This is a genomic window from Parafrankia sp. EUN1f, from assembly GCF_000177675.1.
Classification (GTDB): domain Bacteria; phylum Actinomycetota; class Actinomycetes; order Frankiales; family Frankiaceae; genus Parafrankia.
Map to the genome: position 1 here is coordinate 23054 of NZ_ADGX01000009.1, position 18389 is coordinate 41442.

General features: G+C 70.2%; 17 protein-coding genes. 14 read left to right on the forward strand and 3 right to left on the reverse strand.

Annotated features, from left to right (window positions below; all coding sequences use genetic code 11):
• Window positions 1-71: 71 nt before the first annotated feature.
• Entirely contained in the window at window positions 72-1262 is a 1191-nt protein-coding gene (locus FREUN1FDRAFT_RS03925) for an ABC transporter substrate-binding protein (RefSeq protein ID WP_232295031.1), read from the forward strand.
• A gap of 87 nt (window positions 1263-1349) precedes the next feature.
• On the opposite strand, the gene FREUN1FDRAFT_RS03930 is transcribed toward FREUN1FDRAFT_RS03925, so the two are convergent.
• A complete protein-coding gene (locus FREUN1FDRAFT_RS03930) occupies window positions 1350-3467 on the reverse strand; it encodes an MMPL family transporter (RefSeq protein WP_006538644.1) in 2118 nt (705 codons plus the stop codon).
• A 376-nt stretch (window positions 3468-3843) separates the two neighbouring features.
• Between FREUN1FDRAFT_RS03930 and FREUN1FDRAFT_RS03935 the strand changes: the two genes are divergently transcribed.
• The 3 genes from FREUN1FDRAFT_RS03935 to FREUN1FDRAFT_RS03945 all read left to right on the forward strand — a co-directional run bounded on the left by FREUN1FDRAFT_RS03935 (window position 3844) and on the right by FREUN1FDRAFT_RS03945 (window position 6190).
• Window positions 3844-5046, forward strand: a complete 1203-nt coding sequence (locus FREUN1FDRAFT_RS03935) for a sensor histidine kinase (RefSeq protein ID WP_232295032.1) — start codon at window positions 3844-3846, stop codon at window positions 5044-5046.
• The gene (locus FREUN1FDRAFT_RS03940) at window positions 5043-5720 is read left to right on the forward strand and encodes a response regulator transcription factor (protein ID WP_006538646.1); all 678 of its coding nucleotides are present in this window, start codon (window positions 5043-5045) and stop codon (window positions 5718-5720) included. Before FREUN1FDRAFT_RS03935 ends, FREUN1FDRAFT_RS03940 begins: the two co-directional genes overlap by 4 nt.
• Before the next feature lie 77 nt (window positions 5721-5797).
• Window positions 5798-6190, forward strand: coding sequence for an MmcQ/YjbR family DNA-binding protein (locus FREUN1FDRAFT_RS03945; protein WP_006538647.1), 393 nt, complete (start codon window positions 5798-5800; stop codon window positions 6188-6190).
• 183 nt (window positions 6191-6373) lie between these two features.
• On the opposite strand, the gene FREUN1FDRAFT_RS03950 is transcribed toward FREUN1FDRAFT_RS03945, so the two are convergent.
• Entirely contained in the window at window positions 6374-7000 is a 627-nt protein-coding gene (locus tag FREUN1FDRAFT_RS03950) for a peroxiredoxin (RefSeq protein WP_006538648.1), read from the reverse strand.
• Window positions 7001-7282: 282 nt separating this feature from the next.
• Between FREUN1FDRAFT_RS03950 and FREUN1FDRAFT_RS03955 the strand changes: the two genes are divergently transcribed.
• Window positions 7283-7486, forward strand: a complete 204-nt coding sequence (locus tag FREUN1FDRAFT_RS03955) for a hypothetical protein (protein WP_006538649.1) — start codon at window positions 7283-7285, stop codon at window positions 7484-7486.
• A gap of 176 nt (window positions 7487-7662) precedes the next feature.
• Window positions 7663-8436: an SDR family oxidoreductase gene (locus tag FREUN1FDRAFT_RS03960; protein WP_035949652.1), complete on the forward strand. Its 774-nt coding sequence runs from the start codon at window positions 7663-7665 to the stop codon at window positions 8434-8436.
• A gap of 640 nt (window positions 8437-9076) precedes the next feature.
• Here FREUN1FDRAFT_RS03960 and FREUN1FDRAFT_RS03965 read toward each other — a convergent pair.
• Complete coding sequence (locus FREUN1FDRAFT_RS03965; RefSeq protein WP_006538652.1) at window positions 9077-9493, reverse strand: helix-turn-helix domain-containing protein; 417 nt, start codon at window positions 9491-9493, stop codon at window positions 9077-9079.
• A 124-nt stretch (window positions 9494-9617) separates the two neighbouring features.
• On the opposite strand from FREUN1FDRAFT_RS03965, the gene FREUN1FDRAFT_RS03970 reads away from it, so the two are divergent.
• From FREUN1FDRAFT_RS03970 to murD, 8 genes are all read left to right on the forward strand, one after another.
• A complete protein-coding gene (locus tag FREUN1FDRAFT_RS03970) occupies window positions 9618-10265 on the forward strand; it encodes a DsbA family oxidoreductase (RefSeq protein ID WP_006538653.1) in 648 nt (215 codons plus the stop codon).
• Window positions 10262-10426, forward strand: a complete 165-nt coding sequence (locus FREUN1FDRAFT_RS43440; RefSeq protein WP_006538654.1) for a hypothetical protein — start codon at window positions 10262-10264, stop codon at window positions 10424-10426. The genes FREUN1FDRAFT_RS03970 and FREUN1FDRAFT_RS43440 overlap by 4 nt, the downstream gene beginning before the upstream one ends.
• A 418-nt stretch (window positions 10427-10844) precedes the next feature.
• The gene (locus FREUN1FDRAFT_RS03980) at window positions 10845-11723 is read left to right on the forward strand and encodes a TauD/TfdA family dioxygenase (protein WP_006538655.1); all 879 of its coding nucleotides are present in this window, start codon (window positions 10845-10847) and stop codon (window positions 11721-11723) included.
• Window positions 11724-11793: 70 nt separating this feature from the next.
• Window positions 11794-12360, forward strand: a complete 567-nt coding sequence (locus FREUN1FDRAFT_RS03985) for a hypothetical protein (RefSeq protein ID WP_006538656.1) — start codon at window positions 11794-11796, stop codon at window positions 12358-12360.
• Window positions 12357-13856, forward strand: a complete 1500-nt coding sequence (locus FREUN1FDRAFT_RS03990) for an amidase (protein WP_157474291.1) — start codon at window positions 12357-12359, stop codon at window positions 13854-13856. The genes FREUN1FDRAFT_RS03985 and FREUN1FDRAFT_RS03990 overlap by 4 nt, the downstream gene beginning before the upstream one ends.
• Window positions 13857-13899: 43 nt before the next feature.
• Window positions 13900-15273: a KamA family radical SAM protein gene (locus tag FREUN1FDRAFT_RS03995; RefSeq protein WP_006538658.1), complete on the forward strand. Its 1374-nt coding sequence runs from the start codon at window positions 13900-13902 to the stop codon at window positions 15271-15273.
• Window positions 15274-15408: 135 nt separating this feature from the next.
• On the forward strand, window positions 15409-16833 hold the full coding sequence (locus tag FREUN1FDRAFT_RS04000) for a hypothetical protein (RefSeq protein ID WP_006538659.1): 1425 nt from the start codon (window positions 15409-15411) through the stop codon (window positions 16831-16833).
• The gene (murD, locus tag FREUN1FDRAFT_RS04005; RefSeq protein ID WP_006538660.1) at window positions 16820-18220 is read left to right on the forward strand and encodes a UDP-N-acetylmuramoyl-L-alanine--D-glutamate ligase; all 1401 of its coding nucleotides are present in this window, start codon (window positions 16820-16822) and stop codon (window positions 18218-18220) included. The genes FREUN1FDRAFT_RS04000 and murD overlap by 14 nt, the downstream gene beginning before the upstream one ends.
• The last annotated feature ends 169 nt before the right edge of the window (window positions 18221-18389 follow it).

Genomic DNA, 18389 nt, shown 5'->3' on the forward strand with positions numbered 1-18389 from the left:
GATCCGGTCCGCTGGCGCGGTGGCGGCGGCGTGGCGGGGGACCAGTGCGTGCCCTGGCCGGTCGGTGCGCTGTGGCGGTCACCGTTCCGCTGCTTCTCTCGATGACGTCTGCCTGTTCGGGGAGCAGTGGTGCGCCGGCCGCCGAGAGCTGCGTCGCTCCGGGCGTCACCGCGGACCAGGTGAGGATCGGATTCGTCTACCCCGACACGGGCACGGACGCCGGTGCGTTCTCCGCGGCGCGCGGCGGGGTGGAGGCGCGGGTCGGTCTGGCCAACGAACAGGGCGGCATCAACGGCCGCCAGGTCAGCTACGAATGGCGCGACGACCAGATGTCGACGGAGACGAACCGCCGGGTCGTCGGCGAGCTTGTCGACGATGTCGGTGTCGCGGGGCTTGTCGCGACCAGCTTCACGATGAGCGGCTCCGCGGCCTTTCTGGCCGAGCGGGGCGTCCCGGTGACGGGTGCGGGCACCGAGCCGGTCTGGTCCCAGTACGAGAACATGTTCGTGTTCGCCAACATGAGTGGTTCCGTCGACACCTGGGGGCGGTACCTCAGAAACAACGGGGGCACCCGGGCGCTGATCGTCATCCCGGAGAACGTCGCGTCGACGGCCATCTATGCCGACCGGCTTTCGCTCGGCCTACGGGCGGCCGGTGTCATCCCGGCGGGCATCGTGCAGTTCACCGAGGCCGCACAGAGCCCGCAACGGGTCGCCGAGGCCTTCGCCGGCGCCGGCGCCGACGTCCTTGTCAGCATCATCGACCCGCCGGTACTCGCCGGCATTCTCAACGCCCTGCGCAGTGCCGGGGCGACACTGCGGGCGACGCTCTCCGTCCCCGGCTACAGCGCGAATCTGCTCGGCCGGTACGGTCCCGCGCTGGCCGGGGTGTCGATCATGAGCTATGTGACGCCGCTGGAGCTGGGTGGGCCCGCCGCGGAGCAGTACGCGGCCGCGATCGCCCACCACGCCCCGCAGGTGGGGAACCCGGAACAGGAGTTCACGATCCGTTCCTACATCGAGACGGACATGCTGCTGCGCGCGGTCGCTGCCGCGGGGGAATGCCCCGACCGGGAGAGTGTGATCAGGGCGCTCGACGGAATGCGCGACTACGACGCGGGTGGGCTGATCCAGCCCACGGACCTCAGTGACAGCCGCAGCCAACCGCAGAACTGTCTGGCCTTCGTCCGTGTCAATGACGCCGGCAACTCGTTCGACGTGGTGGACCGCAGGCTCTGCGGGAACGTGCTGCCGGCCCAGTGAGGTACGGCCCCTGGAAGCTCGCCAGCTGACCGGACGGGAACGCCTGGCCCGGCCTCGGCGACAACCCGAAGGCCGGGCCGGGCCGTGTCAGCCATGCTCGACGATGCCGGTGCGCGGGCGCGGGGCCCGGTGGCCACCCCAGCTGGGCAGCCACCAGTTCGCCCTGCCCAGCAACGTCATGATCGCGGGGACCAGGATCATGCGGACGATTGTCGCGTCGAGCACGATCGCCGTCGCCAGCCCGAGGCCCAGCATCCGCACCAACGGCGACGGGTCGGCGACGAAACTCAGGAACACCACCGTCATGATCAGGGCGGCTGAGGTGATCACGCGCCCGGTGCCGGCCAGGCCCCGGGCGACTGACTCGACGTTGTCGCCGCTGGCGTCGTACTCCTCGCGGATCCGGGAGAGGAGGAACACCTCGTAGTCGACGGACAGGCCGAAGAGCACCGCGAAGAAGATCGTCGGCAGTGGAGAGGCGATCTGGTAGGTCTCCTCCAGGCCGAACACGCTCCCGAACCACCCCCACTGGAACACGGCGACGACGACGCCGTACGCGCCACCGATCGACAGCAGGTTCAACGCGGCGGCCTTCAGTGGCACCACGATGGAACGGAACATCACCATCAGCAGAAGGAACGACGCCGCCAGAATCGCCGCGATGAAGATCGGAAGAGTGTCGCTCAGCTGCCGGTCGAGGTCGTCGGTCATCGCGGTCAGGCCCGCGACCGCGACGTTGCCCGGAACGAGACCACGGACGCGGGCGAGTGTCTCCGAGGTCGCGTCGTCCGCGGGTGCAGTGGTGGGCAGCATCGACAGCACAGCCGTGTCGCCGTCGGGTGAGAACCGGGGATCACCGACCTCCGCGATGCCAGGGTCGGCTTCGACCCGATCGGACAGCGCGGTGAGGGCACGATCCACACCTGGGCTGCGTAGGTCCGCGACCAGCAGTAACGGCGCGTTGACGCCCGGACCGAAGCCTTCGGCGAGCAGATCGTAGGCCCGGCGGGCGGAACTGCTGCTGGGCGATTCATCACCTGCGTCCGGGAAGCCCGTCTGCAGGCGCAGTGCGGGGGCGGCCAGCACGAGCAGCACGGTTACCGAGAGGATCAGATACGGCCACGGCCGGCGGGCGACCCGGTGAGCGAAGCGCCACCACACGGTGCTCTCAGGCAGCGAGTGGAGGCGGCGGCCCGGGACTCGACCCGCGTCGACGCGGTCACCGAGCAACGAAAGCATCGCTGGCAGCAGGGTCAGCGCGCTCGCCACCGCGCAGACCACGACCAGCGCCGTGCTCAGACCGACCGAGGTCAGGAAGCCCAGACCGGTCAGTGCGAGGGCCGCCATCGCGGCGACGACCGTCCCGCCGGCCAGCACGACGGCGCTGCCTGAGGTCGCCATCGCCGCGGAGAGCGCGGCGGCGTTGTCCTGGCCGGCGCCACGGTTCTCCCGATAGCGGGCCACGATGAACAGGGCGTAGTCGATGCCGACGCCAAGACCGATCATCGCGCCGATCGTCGGTGCCGCGGAGGAGACCTCCAGGACGTTCGCGAGCAGCAGCACGCTCCCCAGCCCCACGGCCACCGTGATCAGTGCGAGCGCGACCGGGATCAGCGCGGCCACGATCGTGCCGAAGGCCAGGAGCAGGACCACCAGCGCGGCCAGCAGGCCGATCGCCTCCGCACCTGACGTAGCCGCCTCACCGTTGATGAACGCGGCGTCGCCGCCCAGCTCTGTCACGACACCCGCGTCGCGCGCCGGCCGCATGGCGTCGCCTATCGCGGTGAGTGCTCCTGGATCGAGATCGGTCGCCGGCACATCGAACGTGATCTGGGCGTAGCCGATCCGACCGTCCGGTGAGGTGGTACCGGCGGCGAACGGGCCGGCCACCGCGGCGACATGATCCACCGCCGCGATCTGCGCGACCGCGGCGGTGACGGCCGCACGGTGGCGGTCGAGTCGTTGGCCCGCCGACACGGCGAACACCGCCTGTGCGCTGCCATCGGCGGCGTCGGGAAAGCGCTGCTCCAGCAGGTCCTTCGCCTTCTCGCTCTGGCTGCCGGGAGCGACGAAGTCGTCGACGAACGACCCTCCGGCCGTGCTGGCAAGGGCGAGGGCGAGGACGGCGGCGAATACCCAGGCCGCGACTGTGCGCTGAGGTCTGCGTGCGCTCGCTGCTGCGATGTGGCGGGTGAGCCGATTCATGGCTACCTCTCCTGCGAGATTCGGCGTGGCTCGACCGGTCGCTCTGAAGGGCAGGACCGGCCGGGACTGCCCGGCGGCGGTGCCGTGTGCGCGGAAGGTGGGCCGGGCCGGTCCTCGACCCGAGCGCCGTGTGGGCTCAACTGTGCTGGCTGTGCCCCGAAGCTGTCGTCCGCCTGGGAGCGGATTTGGCAACCCGCCGCGAGAAGGATTGCGTCGTGTGGGTTCCGAGCCGTTCTCCGTCTGATGGGGGAGAACCATCCCCGCCGGAAGGCCGGAGACCGCACTGTCCCACTGGCATACCGTGAGCCCATGCCCACTGACGAAGCCGCGACCAGTCGCGGTTCACCTCGCTGAGAACCAAATGGAAAGCCGTGCGATGCCGAACACCCCGACGCCGCATGAGGACGTCCCGCGGAGGTTCCGAGGGCCCTTCGCCCGCTGGCCTCGCGCCGCCGACACCGTGCTCGTCCTCGCGCTCTACTTCATGGCCGCTTTCATGGCCGACGGGCCCGGAGACGCGATAACGATCCGCCCGCTCGGCGATGTCCCGATCCTCGTCCTGCTGGTCTGCGCGGTGGCCAGTCCGGCCCTGTTCTGGCGCCGGCGCGCGCCGCTGCGTGTGCTCGGCCTGACGTTGGTCTGCTGGGCCGTGCTGGTCGGCAGCGACACCCAGCTGGGCTGCGTCCCGATCATCGCGCTGTACGCCGCGGGGCGGTACAGCTCGGCGGACTGGCAGGGCGCTGTCGGAGTCGTCGTCGCGACCGGCCTGGTCGGTCTCGATGGCCTCGACGATCCGGGCCCGTGGTGGCAGGAGCCCGCGTTCGGCGGCCTCTTCATGGCCGGGGCGTGGTATGCCGGGCGCCGCATCCAGCTGCGCCGTGCCCGCACCGTCGAGCGCCGCCGCGAGCACGCGGCGGAGAACCGGCGGATCGTCATGGAGGAGCGGGCCCGCATCGCGCGGGAGCTCCACGACGTCGTCGCCCACCGGGTGAGCCTCATGACCGTGCAGGCGAGCGGAGCCCGGGCTGTCGCGGAGCAGGACCCGCAGGCCGCGCTGCACGCGATGACGGCGGTCGAGGAGGCGGGGCGCCAGGCCCTCGACGAGCTTCGCCATCTTCTCGGCGTCCTGCGTCCGGAGACAGGCCATGACGGCCTGGGCCCCCAACCCAGCCTCGCGGAGCTTCCCCGGCTGATCGAGCAGCTCCGCGGGGCCGGTGTGGTCGTGCAACTGGCGATGGACCTGCCGTCAGCGGAGATCTCTGCCCGGGCAGATCTGTTCGCCTACCGCATCATCCAGGAGGCACTGACCAACGTCCTCAAGCACGCCGGTCCTGGAACCCAGGCTGAGGTGAGTCTGCGTACCGGGCACAACGGCATGGTCATCGAGGTCCGCGATGATGGTCGCGGCAGCACCGCCGCCCCAAGGCCGGACGCCGGTGGTGACCATTCGGGAGGCCACGGCATCGTCGGGATGCGGGAGCGGGCTCTGCTGCTGGGCGGGAGCCTGGACGCAGGACCTCGCGTGGGCGGTGGGTTCCAGGTCGCTGCCCACCTGCCTTTCGGAGGGAAACCGGGTTGACTGTTCGTGTTCTCATCGTCGACGACCAGGCCTTGGTCCGTGGTGGCCTGGCCATGGTGCTGCGGATCCACAGCGACATCGACGTCGTGGCCGAGGCAGGCAACGGGCTGGAGGCGATGGAGGCCGCCCGGGAGCATCGTCCCGACGTGATTCTCATGGACATCCGGATGCCGGAGATGGATGGCCTGGAAGCCACGTCGAGAATTCTCGCCGAGGCGGACTGGGGCGTGCGGGTGCTGATTCTCACCACCTTCGATCCGGACGAGTACGTCTATGAGGCGCTCCGCGCCGGAGCGAGCGCCTTTGTGTTGAAGGACATTCCGGCCGACCAGCTCGCTGTCGCCGTCCGCACCGTGGCCGACGGTGGCGCATTGATCGCGCCGTCGATCACCCGGCGCCTCATCGGCCGGTTCACCGAACGCAGGCCTGTCAGCTCGACGGTCGCGCGCCGTGTGGAACGCCTGACCGACCGCGAACGTGACGTGGTGGTCGCGGTCGCCCGCGGGTCCAGCAATTCGGAGATAGCCAAGGAGCTCTTCATCGGGCCCGCGACAGTCAAGTCGCATGTGTCGAGCATCCTCACCAAACTCGGCCTGCGCGACCGCGCGCAGGTCGTGGTCTTCGCCTATGAAAGCGGGCTGGTTGAGGCCGGCGACCACGACATCGGCCGGTGAGACTGGTGTCCCGGCCCGCCAGGCAGGCTCGTCGTAGCCTCGTCGAGATTCAACCGTGCGTCCGAAGGAGGGTCTTGGTGGCTGATGCCGACGACGTCCGGCGCCTCGCGATGAGCCTGCCGCATGTTGTGGAGATCGACAGCGACGGATTCGACTTCCGGGTCGCGGACAAGGGATTCGTCTGGTCCTACCCGGAACGTGTGCCGGGGAGGCCACGGGTGATCCGAACTGACATCGCCGTGCTCTTCGTCGGTGACGAGGCGGAGAAGCAGGCGCTTCTGCTCGGCGAACCCGACCTCTTCTTCACCGCGCCCGGCTACGACGCCTGGCCGGTGGTCATGGTGCGACTGGGGGAGGTGACGGTCGAACGGCTGGCGGAGCTGGTGACCGACGCCTGGCGGATGCGTGCACCCGAAGAGGAAACGCTGGTGAGCGACCTGGACGAGGCGAGTCTCGGGCAGGCCCGCTGAGCAGGGGAGTCCGCGGTGCCGGGCGCAGACGTTTCGGACGTGTCAGAAACGACGCTGCTACCCGGATGCGGGTCGGACTCACCGCGTCCCCTGCCCAGGGCGCCGAAAACACGAACGCCGCTGCCGGCCCGTGACGATGGACGGGCTGGCAGCGGCGCGGACGAACCCGAGCCGTCAGGCAGCTCAGGGAGCGTCGGCGTAGCGGAGGTAGGGCTTGACCTCTTCGACGTTGCTGAACTTGCCCTTGGCGTCCTCGGTCGACAGCGTCGGCGCGACGATCACCCGGTCGCCGGGCTTCCAGTCGACCGGCGTGGAGATCGGGTTCTTGTCGGTCGCCTGCAGCGCGTCGATGATCCGAATGATCTCGTCGAAGTTGCGCCCCACCGACTTGGGGTAGGTGAGGGTAAGACGGATCTTGTTGTTCGGGTCGATGATGAAGACCGAACGAACGGTGGAGGTGTCACCCTCGCCGGGGTGGATCATGTCGTACAGCTCGGCGACGGCACGGTTCGGGTCCGCGATGATCGGGAAGTTCAGCGCCGTCCCGCTCACCTCGGCGATGTCGGGTGCCCAGCCGCGGTGGTCCTCGACCGAGTCGACCGACAGCGCGATCGCCTTCGTGTTGCGCTTGTCGAACTCACCATGCAGAGCCGCGGTACGCCCAAGCTCGGTGGTGCACACGGGGGTGAAGTCGGCCGGGTGGCTGAACAGCACCGCCCACGAGCCCTGCTTCCAGTCGTGGAAAGAGATCTCGCCATCGGTGGTCGTGGCGGTGAAATCGGGCGCGATGTCGCCCAGGCGGAGGCCCATAGGAGCGTCCCTTCGTCGTTGTCAGAGACCGCACGGCTGCCACGGCCCGAGGCGTGACAGTAGGCCAGAAACTACCTGAGATTGCGCTGCCCCCCGCACGTCCCCGGCGTCCAGCATCGCAGAGACGTCCGAGGTCACGACGGCCACGAGCACACCGGCACCACCCATCCGCGGTTCGCCGCCGAGCGGCCTACCTCAGGTGTCGGCTACCTGCCCCAAAAGCACTAGTCCGATGTAGCTACGATGGTGGTCGGCCAGTGCCATCCGAGAGGGAGCTTCGACATGAGCAACCGCTCTGACGTCTCCTACGTGCCGCCGCAACCAGACGCCGGCCCGGACGACTTCGCGTGGTGGGTACACGAGATCGACCCGTTCCACCGGCTCTCGCCGCCTGTCCGCCAGGCCCGCGCCCGAGCCGCCCGCCGCCATTGGCTCGCCGACAACGAGGCCGCCGCCATCCGCTGCCGCCTCGCCGAGAGCAGGTAGCCGGCGCGACCGCCCGGGCGGAGGTCACCAGCCGCAGGGGCAGGTCGCCCAGCGCCAGACAGGTGGCCAGGTCGGCAGGTGGCCGTGGCTTGGGCTCCCCGGCTTCCGTGCTGCGCGCCCGCGCGGCACATGGGAGCATGCGGTCGCGCGGCGACCGAGAGACGGTGATCGGCACAATGGGTGCGCTTGACGGCAGCACGGCGCTGGTCACCGGGGCCAGCCGCGGCATCGGCCGGGCGATCGCGCGCCGGCTCGCCGCGGACGGCGCGGTCGTGGCCGTCCACTTCGGCAGCAGTGAGGCCGCGGCGAAGCAGACCCTTGAAATGATCATCGCTGCCGGTGGCCGCGCGTTCCCGGTGCACGCAACGCTGGGCGCGCCCGGCGACGCGGCGGCGCTCTGGGCCGCCTTCGACGCGGGGCTCGCGGCGGCCGGCCTCGACCCCGGGGTCGACATCATCGTGAACAACGCGGGCATCGGCCGGTCGGAGGACATCAGGAACGTGACGCCGGCGGAGTTCGACCAGCTGTTCGCGGTGAACGTGCGGGCACCGTTCTTCATCGTGCAGCACGGCCTGGTCCGGCTGCGTGACGGCGGGAGGATCATCAACATCTCCTCGGGCGTCACCCGCATCGCCACCCCGGACATCCTCGCCTACGCCATGACCAAGGGCGCGCTCGACACGTTCAGCCTCGCGCTGGCCAAGGATCTCGGCGCGCGCGGCATCACCGTGAACTCGGTGAACCCCGGCATCATCGACACCGATGTGAACGCCGACTGGCTGCGCGGCGACGAACAGGCCCCCGCGGCGCGGTCCGCCGCCTCCCTCTCGGTCTTCGGCCGGGTGGGTCAACCGCAGGGCGTCGCCGATGTGGTCGCCTTCGTGGCCTCTCCGGACGCCCGCTGGGTCACCGGCCAGACCATTGACACCACCGGCGGCTCAGCGCTGTAGGCCTGAGCCCACTCCGGCAGGCGCACCTCCACGCCCCAGCTGTACGGCCGGAGCCTCCCTGCCGCTGGCGACCCGGTGCGAAGGCGGTTGTCGGTCCCGACCGGCACGACACGCGGCGTGTCGGCGCCCGAAAGGCGCTGACCAGGACCTTTTCGAGCCAATGCCAATTCGCGGCCTCCCTTGAGCCCAGCTACACCCTTCGATCTAGTCAGATATGACTAGGATTAGGTAGTCCATCAGTGCTATCCACTGGAGTAGTTGAGATGCGCATGCGCTCAGCCATCACCCACAACCCGCCTCAGCCGGACGTCGAACCCGACGACTTCGCATGGTGGGTACACGAGATCGACCCGTTCCACCGGCTCCCTCCGACCGAGCGCACGGCTCGTGCCTGGGCCGCCCGACAGGGATGGCTCACGGATATCGAGGCAGCCGCCAGCCGGCACCGACTCGCCGGTTCCAGGCGGGCCTCGGATCGGACGGCGGGACGGCCACCACCCGTCCCGCCGCGCCGTGGGCAAGACCGGCCGCCAGCCGGCTCGTCCCGCCCACGGACGGGACGAGCCGCGCTTGCGCCCGGGCTCCGGACCACCCGGTTCGGGCCATGGGCGGCCCACCGGCCCGGTATCGCGCGAACGGCTTACTCCGGGGGACTGCCGGCCTCCTCCAGCCGGTCGTAGTCGCCCTGGGAGCGGAAGACCGTGGCCGCGTTGCCGCGTACCCACTGCAGGATCTGGCGGAGCGGCTCGGCGGCGTCGGCGCCCAGCGGTGTCAGGGCGTATGTCACGCTCGGCGGGGCCGTCGGCGCCACCACCCGAGTCAGCAGCCCGTCCCGGGTGAGGGTGCGCAGCGTCTGGGACAGCATCTTCTCGCTGACGCCGTCGACCAGCGTGCGCAGCTCGTAGAACCGCAGTGGGCCGTCCTGGAGTGCCACCAGGACGAGGAGGCCCCAGCGGCTGGTGAGGTGGTTGAGCACGACACGCCCGGGACAGTCTCTGTTGAACACGTCACACGGATCGTCGATCGTTGGGCTGTTGACCTGCGAACCAACCTCCACGCCAGGAGCTTACCTCAAGGTATGGGCTTTCTAAAAGTTAGCCCGGGTCCTAGTGTCCGCTCCCACGGAGACACCAGGAGTAACCGTCGGCCCACCTCCCGCGCGGGAGGTGGAGCCGCTCACCGTGGACATCTGGTCGGACTTCGTCTGCGGGCACTGCTACGTCGGCCAGCACCGGATCTCCACCGCGCTCGCGGGACTGGGCGCCTCGGGCTCCTTGCGGGTGCGGTGGCGCAGCTTCGAGCTCGACCCGCGGCCCGCTGATCAGCGACCGACCGGGGACCTGTACGACTACCTCGCGCGATTCAACGGCAGCCGGGAGGCCGGTCGGGCGGCCATGCAACGCATCAGCGTCACCGCGGCCGCCGAAGGGCTGGAGTTCCACCCGGACATCGCCCGCCCCGGGAACACCGCGAACGCCCATCGGCTGGTCCATCTGGCCGCCGAGTACGGACTTCAGCGCACACTGGTCGACCGGCTGTACCGGGCGTACTGGGTCGAGGGCAGGCCGATCGCCGACCCGGACACGCTCGTCGCGCTGGCCCTGGAGGTCGGGCTACCGGCCGAGCGGGCCAGCGACGTCCTCTCGGGATCGGAGTTCGCCGAGGACGTCGCCGCCGATGAGCAGATGGCCGCGGCCTTCGGTGTGGGCGGGGTGCCGACCATCGTCGCGGGAGGCCGCTGGCGGATCGCCGGCACGGAGCCGGTCGCGGTCCTGTGCGGCATCCTGGAGCAGATCCTCGCCGACCGGGCCCGCGAAGGCGCGCGGTGACCGCGGGCCCGGCCGCGGCCACACCGGCCGCCACCATCCCCGAGGCACCGTCAGCGAGCCCGTCGAAGGTGCTCGCCGCGCTGGTCGCCGCGGTCTTCGGATATGCCCTGATGCAGACCCTGCTCATCCCCGCGCTGGGGCTCCTGCAGCGGCGGCCCTGATCGCGTCCGGCACCTCGCGCACCGGGGTGACGAGCGGGTCGACCTTCACCGTTGCCTTCTGGCTCGCCGCGGGGGCCGGAGCTCTCGGCACCCTGACCGCGCTGGGCACATCGGCCCGGCGCGGCCGTCCACAGACGCCGGAGCAGCCGATGGAACGGGCTCTGGCCGAGGGATCCCTTCGGCCAGATGCCAGCGCGGCCGATATCTGACTGACCTGCCGGCGTTGCGCCTGCTGGTACTCGTCTGCAGTGTCCGCCAGACCGGGACCGTACTTGAAAACTCTGTGCGGCGGCCTTCGGCGATGCTACTGTTCCGATCTGGAATTCTCGGACTGATGGTGCCGACAGAAGTCCCGCCAGGTGCATCCGCCGGCGGTGCTGGCCCGTTCCGTGCGGAAGGTTCCAAGGGGGGATTCATCATGGTCGCCGATGTTCATATTCCCGTCCTCGACGACGTCGACCCAGGCACGGCGCTTACGGCTGTCATCGAGCACGGTGCGGCGTTCATCAAAAGGCCAGGAACGACCCTGTTCGACTTCAGGGAGTTCACCGAGGCGCTCATGGTCCCGATGGTTCACCACGCAACCAACACCATCGAACGTGACCCGGTGGGCGCGGATCCAAGCACGTCCACCGTCAACAAGGGTATGGACGCGATTCCGCTGCACCGGGAGGGCTCCTACGCGCCGGGCTGCCCGGACCTGCTCGTCCTCTACTGCGAGCGCCCCGCCGCCGCCGGTGGTGAGACCGTCCTGTGCGACGGGGCGGAACTGCTGCGGCGCCTCGACGAGTCGACCCGTGCGTTTGTCTCCGACCTGGACCTTTACTGGAGCTGGGAGGCTACGCCGGCACGCTGGCAGCAGACCTTCGGCGTGACCGACGTGGCGCTGGCCCGGGTGGCGCTGGCTCGGGTCGGCGGTTTGCTGCGCCCCTACGAGCGGCTTGACGGCGACTTCCAGGGGGATGTGCTCCACGGCCGGTTCCGCACAAAGGCGGTGATACCGTCAAACGGCGGTGTTCCGTCCTTCTGCAACTCGCTGATGATCTATGCCTATCGGCAGAAAAGCGACTATTACGCCAGGGACAGCTTCCGTGTCGCGCTGGCGGACGGAAGCCCTTTCCCGGCTGATCTCCTCGCCGAGATCCGCGAGGTCGCCGAGACGGTCTCCGTGCGCGTCTCCTGGGAACCCGGGAACCTCGCGGTCTTCGACAACGCCCGTTTCATGCACGGCCGAACAGGGTTCGATGACACCGGTCGCCGGGTCCTCATCAGGATGGGTCATCTCAGGAAACGGTGATCCTTTTTCGTCTCACGGTGCATGGCCAGGGATGCCGCAGGTCCGAGTCGACGACGGAAAAGGATCGGTCATGATTGAAATCTTCGACGGGAGTGACGCGGCCCGCCTCGCCACGGTCCTCTCGCTTCGGAGGGCCGCATTCTCCGGCAGCCGGCGCGATCCGGCCCACCTCGACGCCTGGTCGTCGGACACGTACGACCGCGACTGCCGGCACATCGTGATGACGGACGACACCGGCGCTCCGGTCGCCGCGGTGCGGGTCGTCCTCGAAGGCCGCTGGCCGCTGCAGGACCGCTATGACGGGCCCCTGGAGCAGACGAGGGGCGCGGAGTTCGGTCGGCTCTGCGTGCTGCGGCGGGAGACCGCCGACGCCAGGAACCTGTACGAGCTGATGGTCAACGCCGCCCGGCACTGCGTCGCGTTACAACGGCCGATGATGTACGGCCTGACCATCGCACCCTTCTGGCGAGCCCTGGCCCGGGCGGGCGTTCCCCTGACGCCGCTCTCCGGCCCGATCCAGGCCTACGGCGAGGAGGAGAACGTCATCCTCTTCGACGCCCATGATCTGATCGCCTTCTACGACGGCTGGCGCTCGCACCGGGCCACGCCGGACCACGGCGGACACGGTGACCGGTGAGCGGGCCTGAGCGCCCCGGGACGATCCCGGCCCGCGTTCTCGGGGAGCGGGCGATGCGGAAGCTGGCGGAGAACGCCACCCCCGGCAGCCTGCAGGAGACGGCCCGACTGCTGCGCACGGGGGAGCTCTCCCCACGGCAGGTCCTCGACGACTGCCACCGGCGCGCGACCCAGGCGAACGCGGCGCTGAACTGCTACGTCACCATCGGCGCGGTGCAGGCCCTGGAACAGGCGCTGGAGCAGGCGCTATCCCGCACCCGCACCCGCACGCCGGACGATCGGCCCCTGCTGTGGGGAATCCCGACCTCCGTCAAGGACCTGACCCCCACCGAGGGAATGCGCACGACCTTCGCGTCCCGTGCGTTCGCGGAGCACGTACCGCCGCACGACGCGCCGGTGGTCGGACGGATGAAGGCTGCCGGCACGGTCGTGTTCGCGAAGACGAGCACGTCCGAGTTCGGCATCCTCCCGGTCACCGAGCCCGAGCTGAACGGTATCTGCCGAAATCCCTGGGATCACACGCTCAGCGCCGGCGGGTCGAGCGGAGGCGCCGCCGCGAGTGTCGCGGCCGGGGTCACCGCCGTCGCGCACGGAAGTGACGGGGCGGGATCGCTGCGCATCCCCGCCTCGTGCTGCGGGGTCTTCGCGGTCATGCCGGGGCCGGGCCGCCTTCCCGCGACCCCGCGCCCGACCCTGGGCGCGGGCGCCCAGGACGGTGTTGTCAGCCGCACGGTCGCGGACGCGATCTACTGGCTGACCGCGTTGGGTGCGCTCGACCTCGACGAGGTGGCCCTGGCGGTGTCCGAGGATCCGTGGCCGGCGGTCGACCACCGGGTTGTGATGACGAACGTCCCGCCGGTCGACTGCGAGGTCGACCCGGCGTGCACCGCCGCCGCCGTGGCGGCCGCGGACCTGCTGGCAGGGGCGGGGTGCCGCGTCGAGGAGGTGTCACCGGACTGGTCGGCCGACGCGGTTCTCGACGACCTGATGCTGGTGCGCAGCACGGTTCCGGTGGCGTACGGGGATCCTCGGCCCGAGCTGCTGGACGCGACGACGCGGGCGGGCCTCGAGCTTGCCGGCCGGACCAGCGCGCTCGACCTGCACCGGGCCATCGCACGGCTCGGCGCATACACCCAGCGGGCCAGCCGCCTGCTCGCCGAAGGCGACGTCCTGCTGACACCGACCGTCGCGAGGCCGTCGGTCCCGCACGGCTGGGTCACCAGCCCCGCACATCCGGCGGACGTCTTCCGACGCGCGGCGCACTTCGCGCCGTTCGCCGCGTTCGCCAACCTCGCGGGCCTGTGCGCGGTCTCGCTGCCGCTGGGCGCAGCGGGTGCAGCGGGTGCACCCGGTGCACCGGGTGTCGGTGGACCCGTTCCGGTCGGGGTCCAGCTCATGGCACGGCCGCGAGACCTGGCGGGCCTGCTCGGGCTGGCCCTGCGGCTGGAACGGCTCGCCCCCTGGGCGGACCGGGTGCCGCCCGTCTGGGTCGGCTGACCAGGCACCGTCATACCCGAGCCGCCACACAGGAGCGCTCCCCTTGACAACCTCCGAAACGCTCAGGCCGATCTCGGCGCCTGCCAGCCCCCGCTTCTACAACGCCGCATCGCTCGACGGCCTGCTCGAGCGGGCCGGCCTCGCCGGGCCCGACCGCCTGATGGCCCGCGCCGTCGCGGCTGTGCTGCCGTTCCGCGTCAACGACTACGTGGTCGACGCGCTCATCGACTGGGATGCGGCCCCCGACGACCCGATCTACCGGCTGGTCTTCCCGCAGCCGGACATGCTGCCCGCCGAACAGGTGGCGCCGATCGCCCAGCTCCTGGCGCGCGGCGCGCCCACGCGTGAGGTTCAGGCCGCCGCGGCGGCGGTGCGTGCGGCGCTCAATCCGCATCCGGCGGGCCAGCGGGAGCTCAACGTCCCGGAGCTCGCCGGCACCCGCCTGGACGGGCTCCAGCACAAGTATCCCGAGACCGTCCTGTACTTCCCCGCCCACGGGCAGACCTGCCACGCGTACTGCACCTACTGTTTCCGGTGGGCGCAGTTCGTCCAGGAGCCGCACCTGCGGATGGCCTCGCGCAACGTCGACGACCTCGTGACGTACGTGCGTGCGCATCCCGAGGTCACCGACGTCCTGATCACCGGTGGTGACCCGATGGTGATGTCGGCCGAGATGCTGGCGCGGTGCGTTCTGCCGCTGCTCGACGAACCCGGGCTCGGGCATCTGCAGTCGATCCGCATCGGCACGAAGTCGTTGTCGTACTGGCCCGCGCGGTTCGTCACGGATCCGGGGGCCGACGACACCCTGCGGCTGTTCGAACGAGTGGTGGCCAGCGGGCGCAGCCTCGCCCTGATGGCCCACTACTCACACCCGCGTGAGCTGGAGACCGACGTCGCCGAGCACGCGGTGCGCCGGGTGCTCTCGACCGGGGCGGTGATCCGGACCCAGGGCCCGGTCATCCGCTCCGTGAACGACGACGCCGGGGCCTGGGCGGCCATGTGGCAGCGCCAGGTGCGGCTCGGCATGGTTCCGTACTACATGTTCGTGGAGCGTGACACCGGGCCGCGCGGCTACTTCGAGGTCGCGCTGCTGCGCGCCTACGAGATCTTCAGCGCCGCCTACCGCTCCGTGTCCGGTCTGGCACGCACCGTCCGTGGGCCGGTGATGTCCGCCACGCCGGGAAAGGTCGTGGTCGACGGTGTTCACACCGTGGGTGCGGAGAAGTACATCGCGCTGAGATTCCTGCAATGCCGTGATCCGGAGCTGGTGAACCGGCCGTTTCTGGCCCGGTATGATCCGCGGGCGTGCTGGTGGGACGACCTGCGCCCGCCGGTTGGCGCGGCGCCCGGAGTGCCCTGGTCCTCCTGGGGTGTGGACCACGGCCCGGATATTCCCCTGGCGCGGGAAGAAAACTGACCGCGGGTCCGGCCGGCTCGGGTGCGCTCCGTGCTCACTGTGGCTCACTGGTAGGATTGGCCTCCAGTGCTGGCACGGTGATGAGTTGCATGATGATAAGTTGCACGGTCGAGCGCGGGAGGAAATTCGAGCACGATGTTCGATCCGGCTGGATTCAGCGAATTCTCCTATGAGGGCTATTCCTTCGATTCGACCGGGGAGACCTTTCGCGCGTTCTACTCACTGCTGGGGCGGGCTGGGAGCATCGAGTTCGTCGAGACGATCCGCCTCCCGAACGGGAACCAGGGTCGGCCCGCTGGAGTGCCGTCGGCGCGGACGGCCCGGCTGCTGGCACTGGCGAGTGGCCTGAGCTACTACAAGGCGGCCGCTCCCGGCACGGTCCGGGTGGGGTTCGGTCTCACCGACGGAGAGCACACGTTCCTGTCGGAGCTGATCAGGAACGGGCTCGGCGAATTCGCGTTCCGTAACCAGCTGCCCGGCGCCCTCACGCCCCAGATCACGGGCAAGCGCCTGGACGAGGTCCCCGACGAGATCACGGGCGCGGGCGGCGGCGGAGCTGCTGGCGGCGGTAACGGAGCTGGCGGCGGTGCGGTGGCCGCGGCACCGGCCGCGCCGCTTGTTCCGGTCGGCGGCGGCAAGGACTCCGTGGTCACGATCGAGTCGCTGAAGGCCGCGGGCTTCGGCCCGGTGCTCTTCTCCGTCAACGCGTTCGCGCCGATCACCCGCTGCGCGCGGGTCAGCGGGCAGCCACTGGTCTCCGCCCAGAGGTCGATCGACCCCGCCCTGCTCGAGGCCAACCGGCAGGGGGCTCACAACGGCCATGTGCCCGTCACCGCGGTCGTCAGCCTGATCGCCCTGATGGCGGCGGAGCGCCTGGGTCTCGGTCCGGTGGTCATGTCCAACGAGCGGTCGGCGGAATACGGAAACCTCTCCTGGAACGGCCACACCATCAATCATCAGTGGTCGAAGAGCATTCATTTCGAGGCATTGCTCCGCTCGGCGCTGGAGAGTTCCGGGGGAGCTGCTTCCGGAGGAACCGGTGCCGACGCGTACTTCTCGCTGCTTCGCCCGCTCTCGGAGCTGGAGATCGCCCGCCGGTTCGCCGGGTTGCCGGCCTATTTCGAGGCTTTCACCAGCTGTAACCGCAGCTTCCGGATCGACGAGTCCGAACGGGCGTCGTCCTGGTGCCGTGAATGCCCGAAGTGCCAGTTCGTCTTCCTGGTGCTCGCCCCCTTCATGTCGACCGGGCGGCTGACGGAGATCTTCGGGGGAAACATGCTCGACGACCCGGCGAACCTCGACGGCTACCTGGAGATCCTGGGTCTTCGCGGGCACAAGCCCTTCGAATGCGTCGGCGAGTACGACGAGGCGCTGGTCGCCCTGGCCCTGCTGGGGCGCGATTCCGGGTGGGCCCGGGCCCGGCTGGTGGGGCCGCTCACTGACGAGATGAACGCCCAGGGCCAGGCCCCGGCCCCGGGGCTCGACGCTGCGTTGCTCGAGCCTTCGGCCACCCACTTCATCCCGCAGCCCTTCCGCGAGGCACTCGATGCGCTTGGCTGAGATCGCCACCAGGCGCGTCGGGATCTGGGGTCTCGGCCTGGAGGGGCGCGCCGTCCTCGGCGCCGTCGCGGCCTCGCCCGCCGGGGTGGTCGTCGTGGATGAGCGGGAGGCGTCCGCGCACGTGGCCGAGACTCTCCCCGGGGTCGAGTACGACTGGGGCGCCGGCAGCCTGGAGCGGCTGCTCGACTGCGACCTCGTCGTGGTGAGCCCGGGGATACCGAGGACCCACCCGTTCCTGGAGACGCTGCGGGCGAAGGAGATCCACCTGACCTCGGGCTCCGCGGTCTGGCTCGAGTCCGAGGCCGAGCGGGCCGTCGGGGTCACCGGCACCAAGGGCAAGAGCACCACGGCGTCCCTCATCCACGCCATCCTGAACCAGCCGACCGGCACCGGCACCGACGCCGACGCCGGCACCGGCACCGACGCGGGCGCGGGCGCCGTGCTCGCCGGGAACATCGGCCTGCCGCTGCTGGCCGTGCCGCCGGGCCCGGCCGCGGTGGTCGCGGAGCTGTCGAGCTACCAGTGCTTCTGGATCACCCGGTCGCCACGGGTGGCCGTCGTCACCAACCTCTACGAGGAGCACCTTCCCTGGCACGGCTCACTGGAGCGGTACTGGCAGGACAAGGCGCGGATCGCGGTGCACGGCGCCGCGGCGCTGGTCTGCGACGAGCCGACCCTGGCGAAGCTGCTCTCGGTCGAGCCGCGGGTCCGCGGGCTGCCCACCCTGTTGGCCGCCACGTCCGGCGAGGACATCGTGGACCGCGACGGCACCCGCCTGCTGACGGTGCGCGAGCTGCCGCCGCACCTGCGGGCCGGCCATCTGGTCTCCAGCGTGCGACTGGCGGTGCTGGCCGCCGGCGCGGCCCTCGAAACGCCGCTGTCGCCGGACGCCGTGCGCCGAGGCCTCGCCGGGCATGCGCCCCTCCCACACCGGCTGGAGACGATCAGCCACGGCGGCGGGCTCGTCTGGGTTGACGACACGTTGTCCACCACGGCGAACAGTGTCATCGCCGCGGTCGAGGCGTTCGACGCCGAGCACACGGTCCTCATCGTCGGCGGCCAGGACCGCGGCATCTCCTACCAGCCGCTCAACGACTTCCTGCTGGGCAGCCCCCGCAGGGTGGACGTCATCGCGATCCCGTCGAACGGTCCCGCGGTGGTCGCGGAGTTCGGCGAGCGCCACCCGGATCGGGTCCACCCCGCCGCCGGGCTGCGGGAAGCGGTAGCCCTGGCGGCCCGCCTGGGTTCGCCGGGCTGCCACGTGATTCTCTCGCCGGGCGCGCCGAGCTACGACCGGTACGCGAACTACGCCGAGAAGTCCGCGGAGTTCCACGACGCGGTGACCCGGCTCTACCCCCCGACCCCCCAGATCGCCCAGATCGCCTGACGGCCCGCGCTACCCGAGGGGTGGCCGTTGATGCCGAGCACCGAAAAGTACTGGCGATTCAACCCTAATAGGGGCAAATAGCGCGCGGAGTCGCTTGACGGCTCGCAAGAAGTGAGGATGTCGGCTGTTGCCGCAGCCAATATCCTCACTTCTTGCTCGGTGACAACGA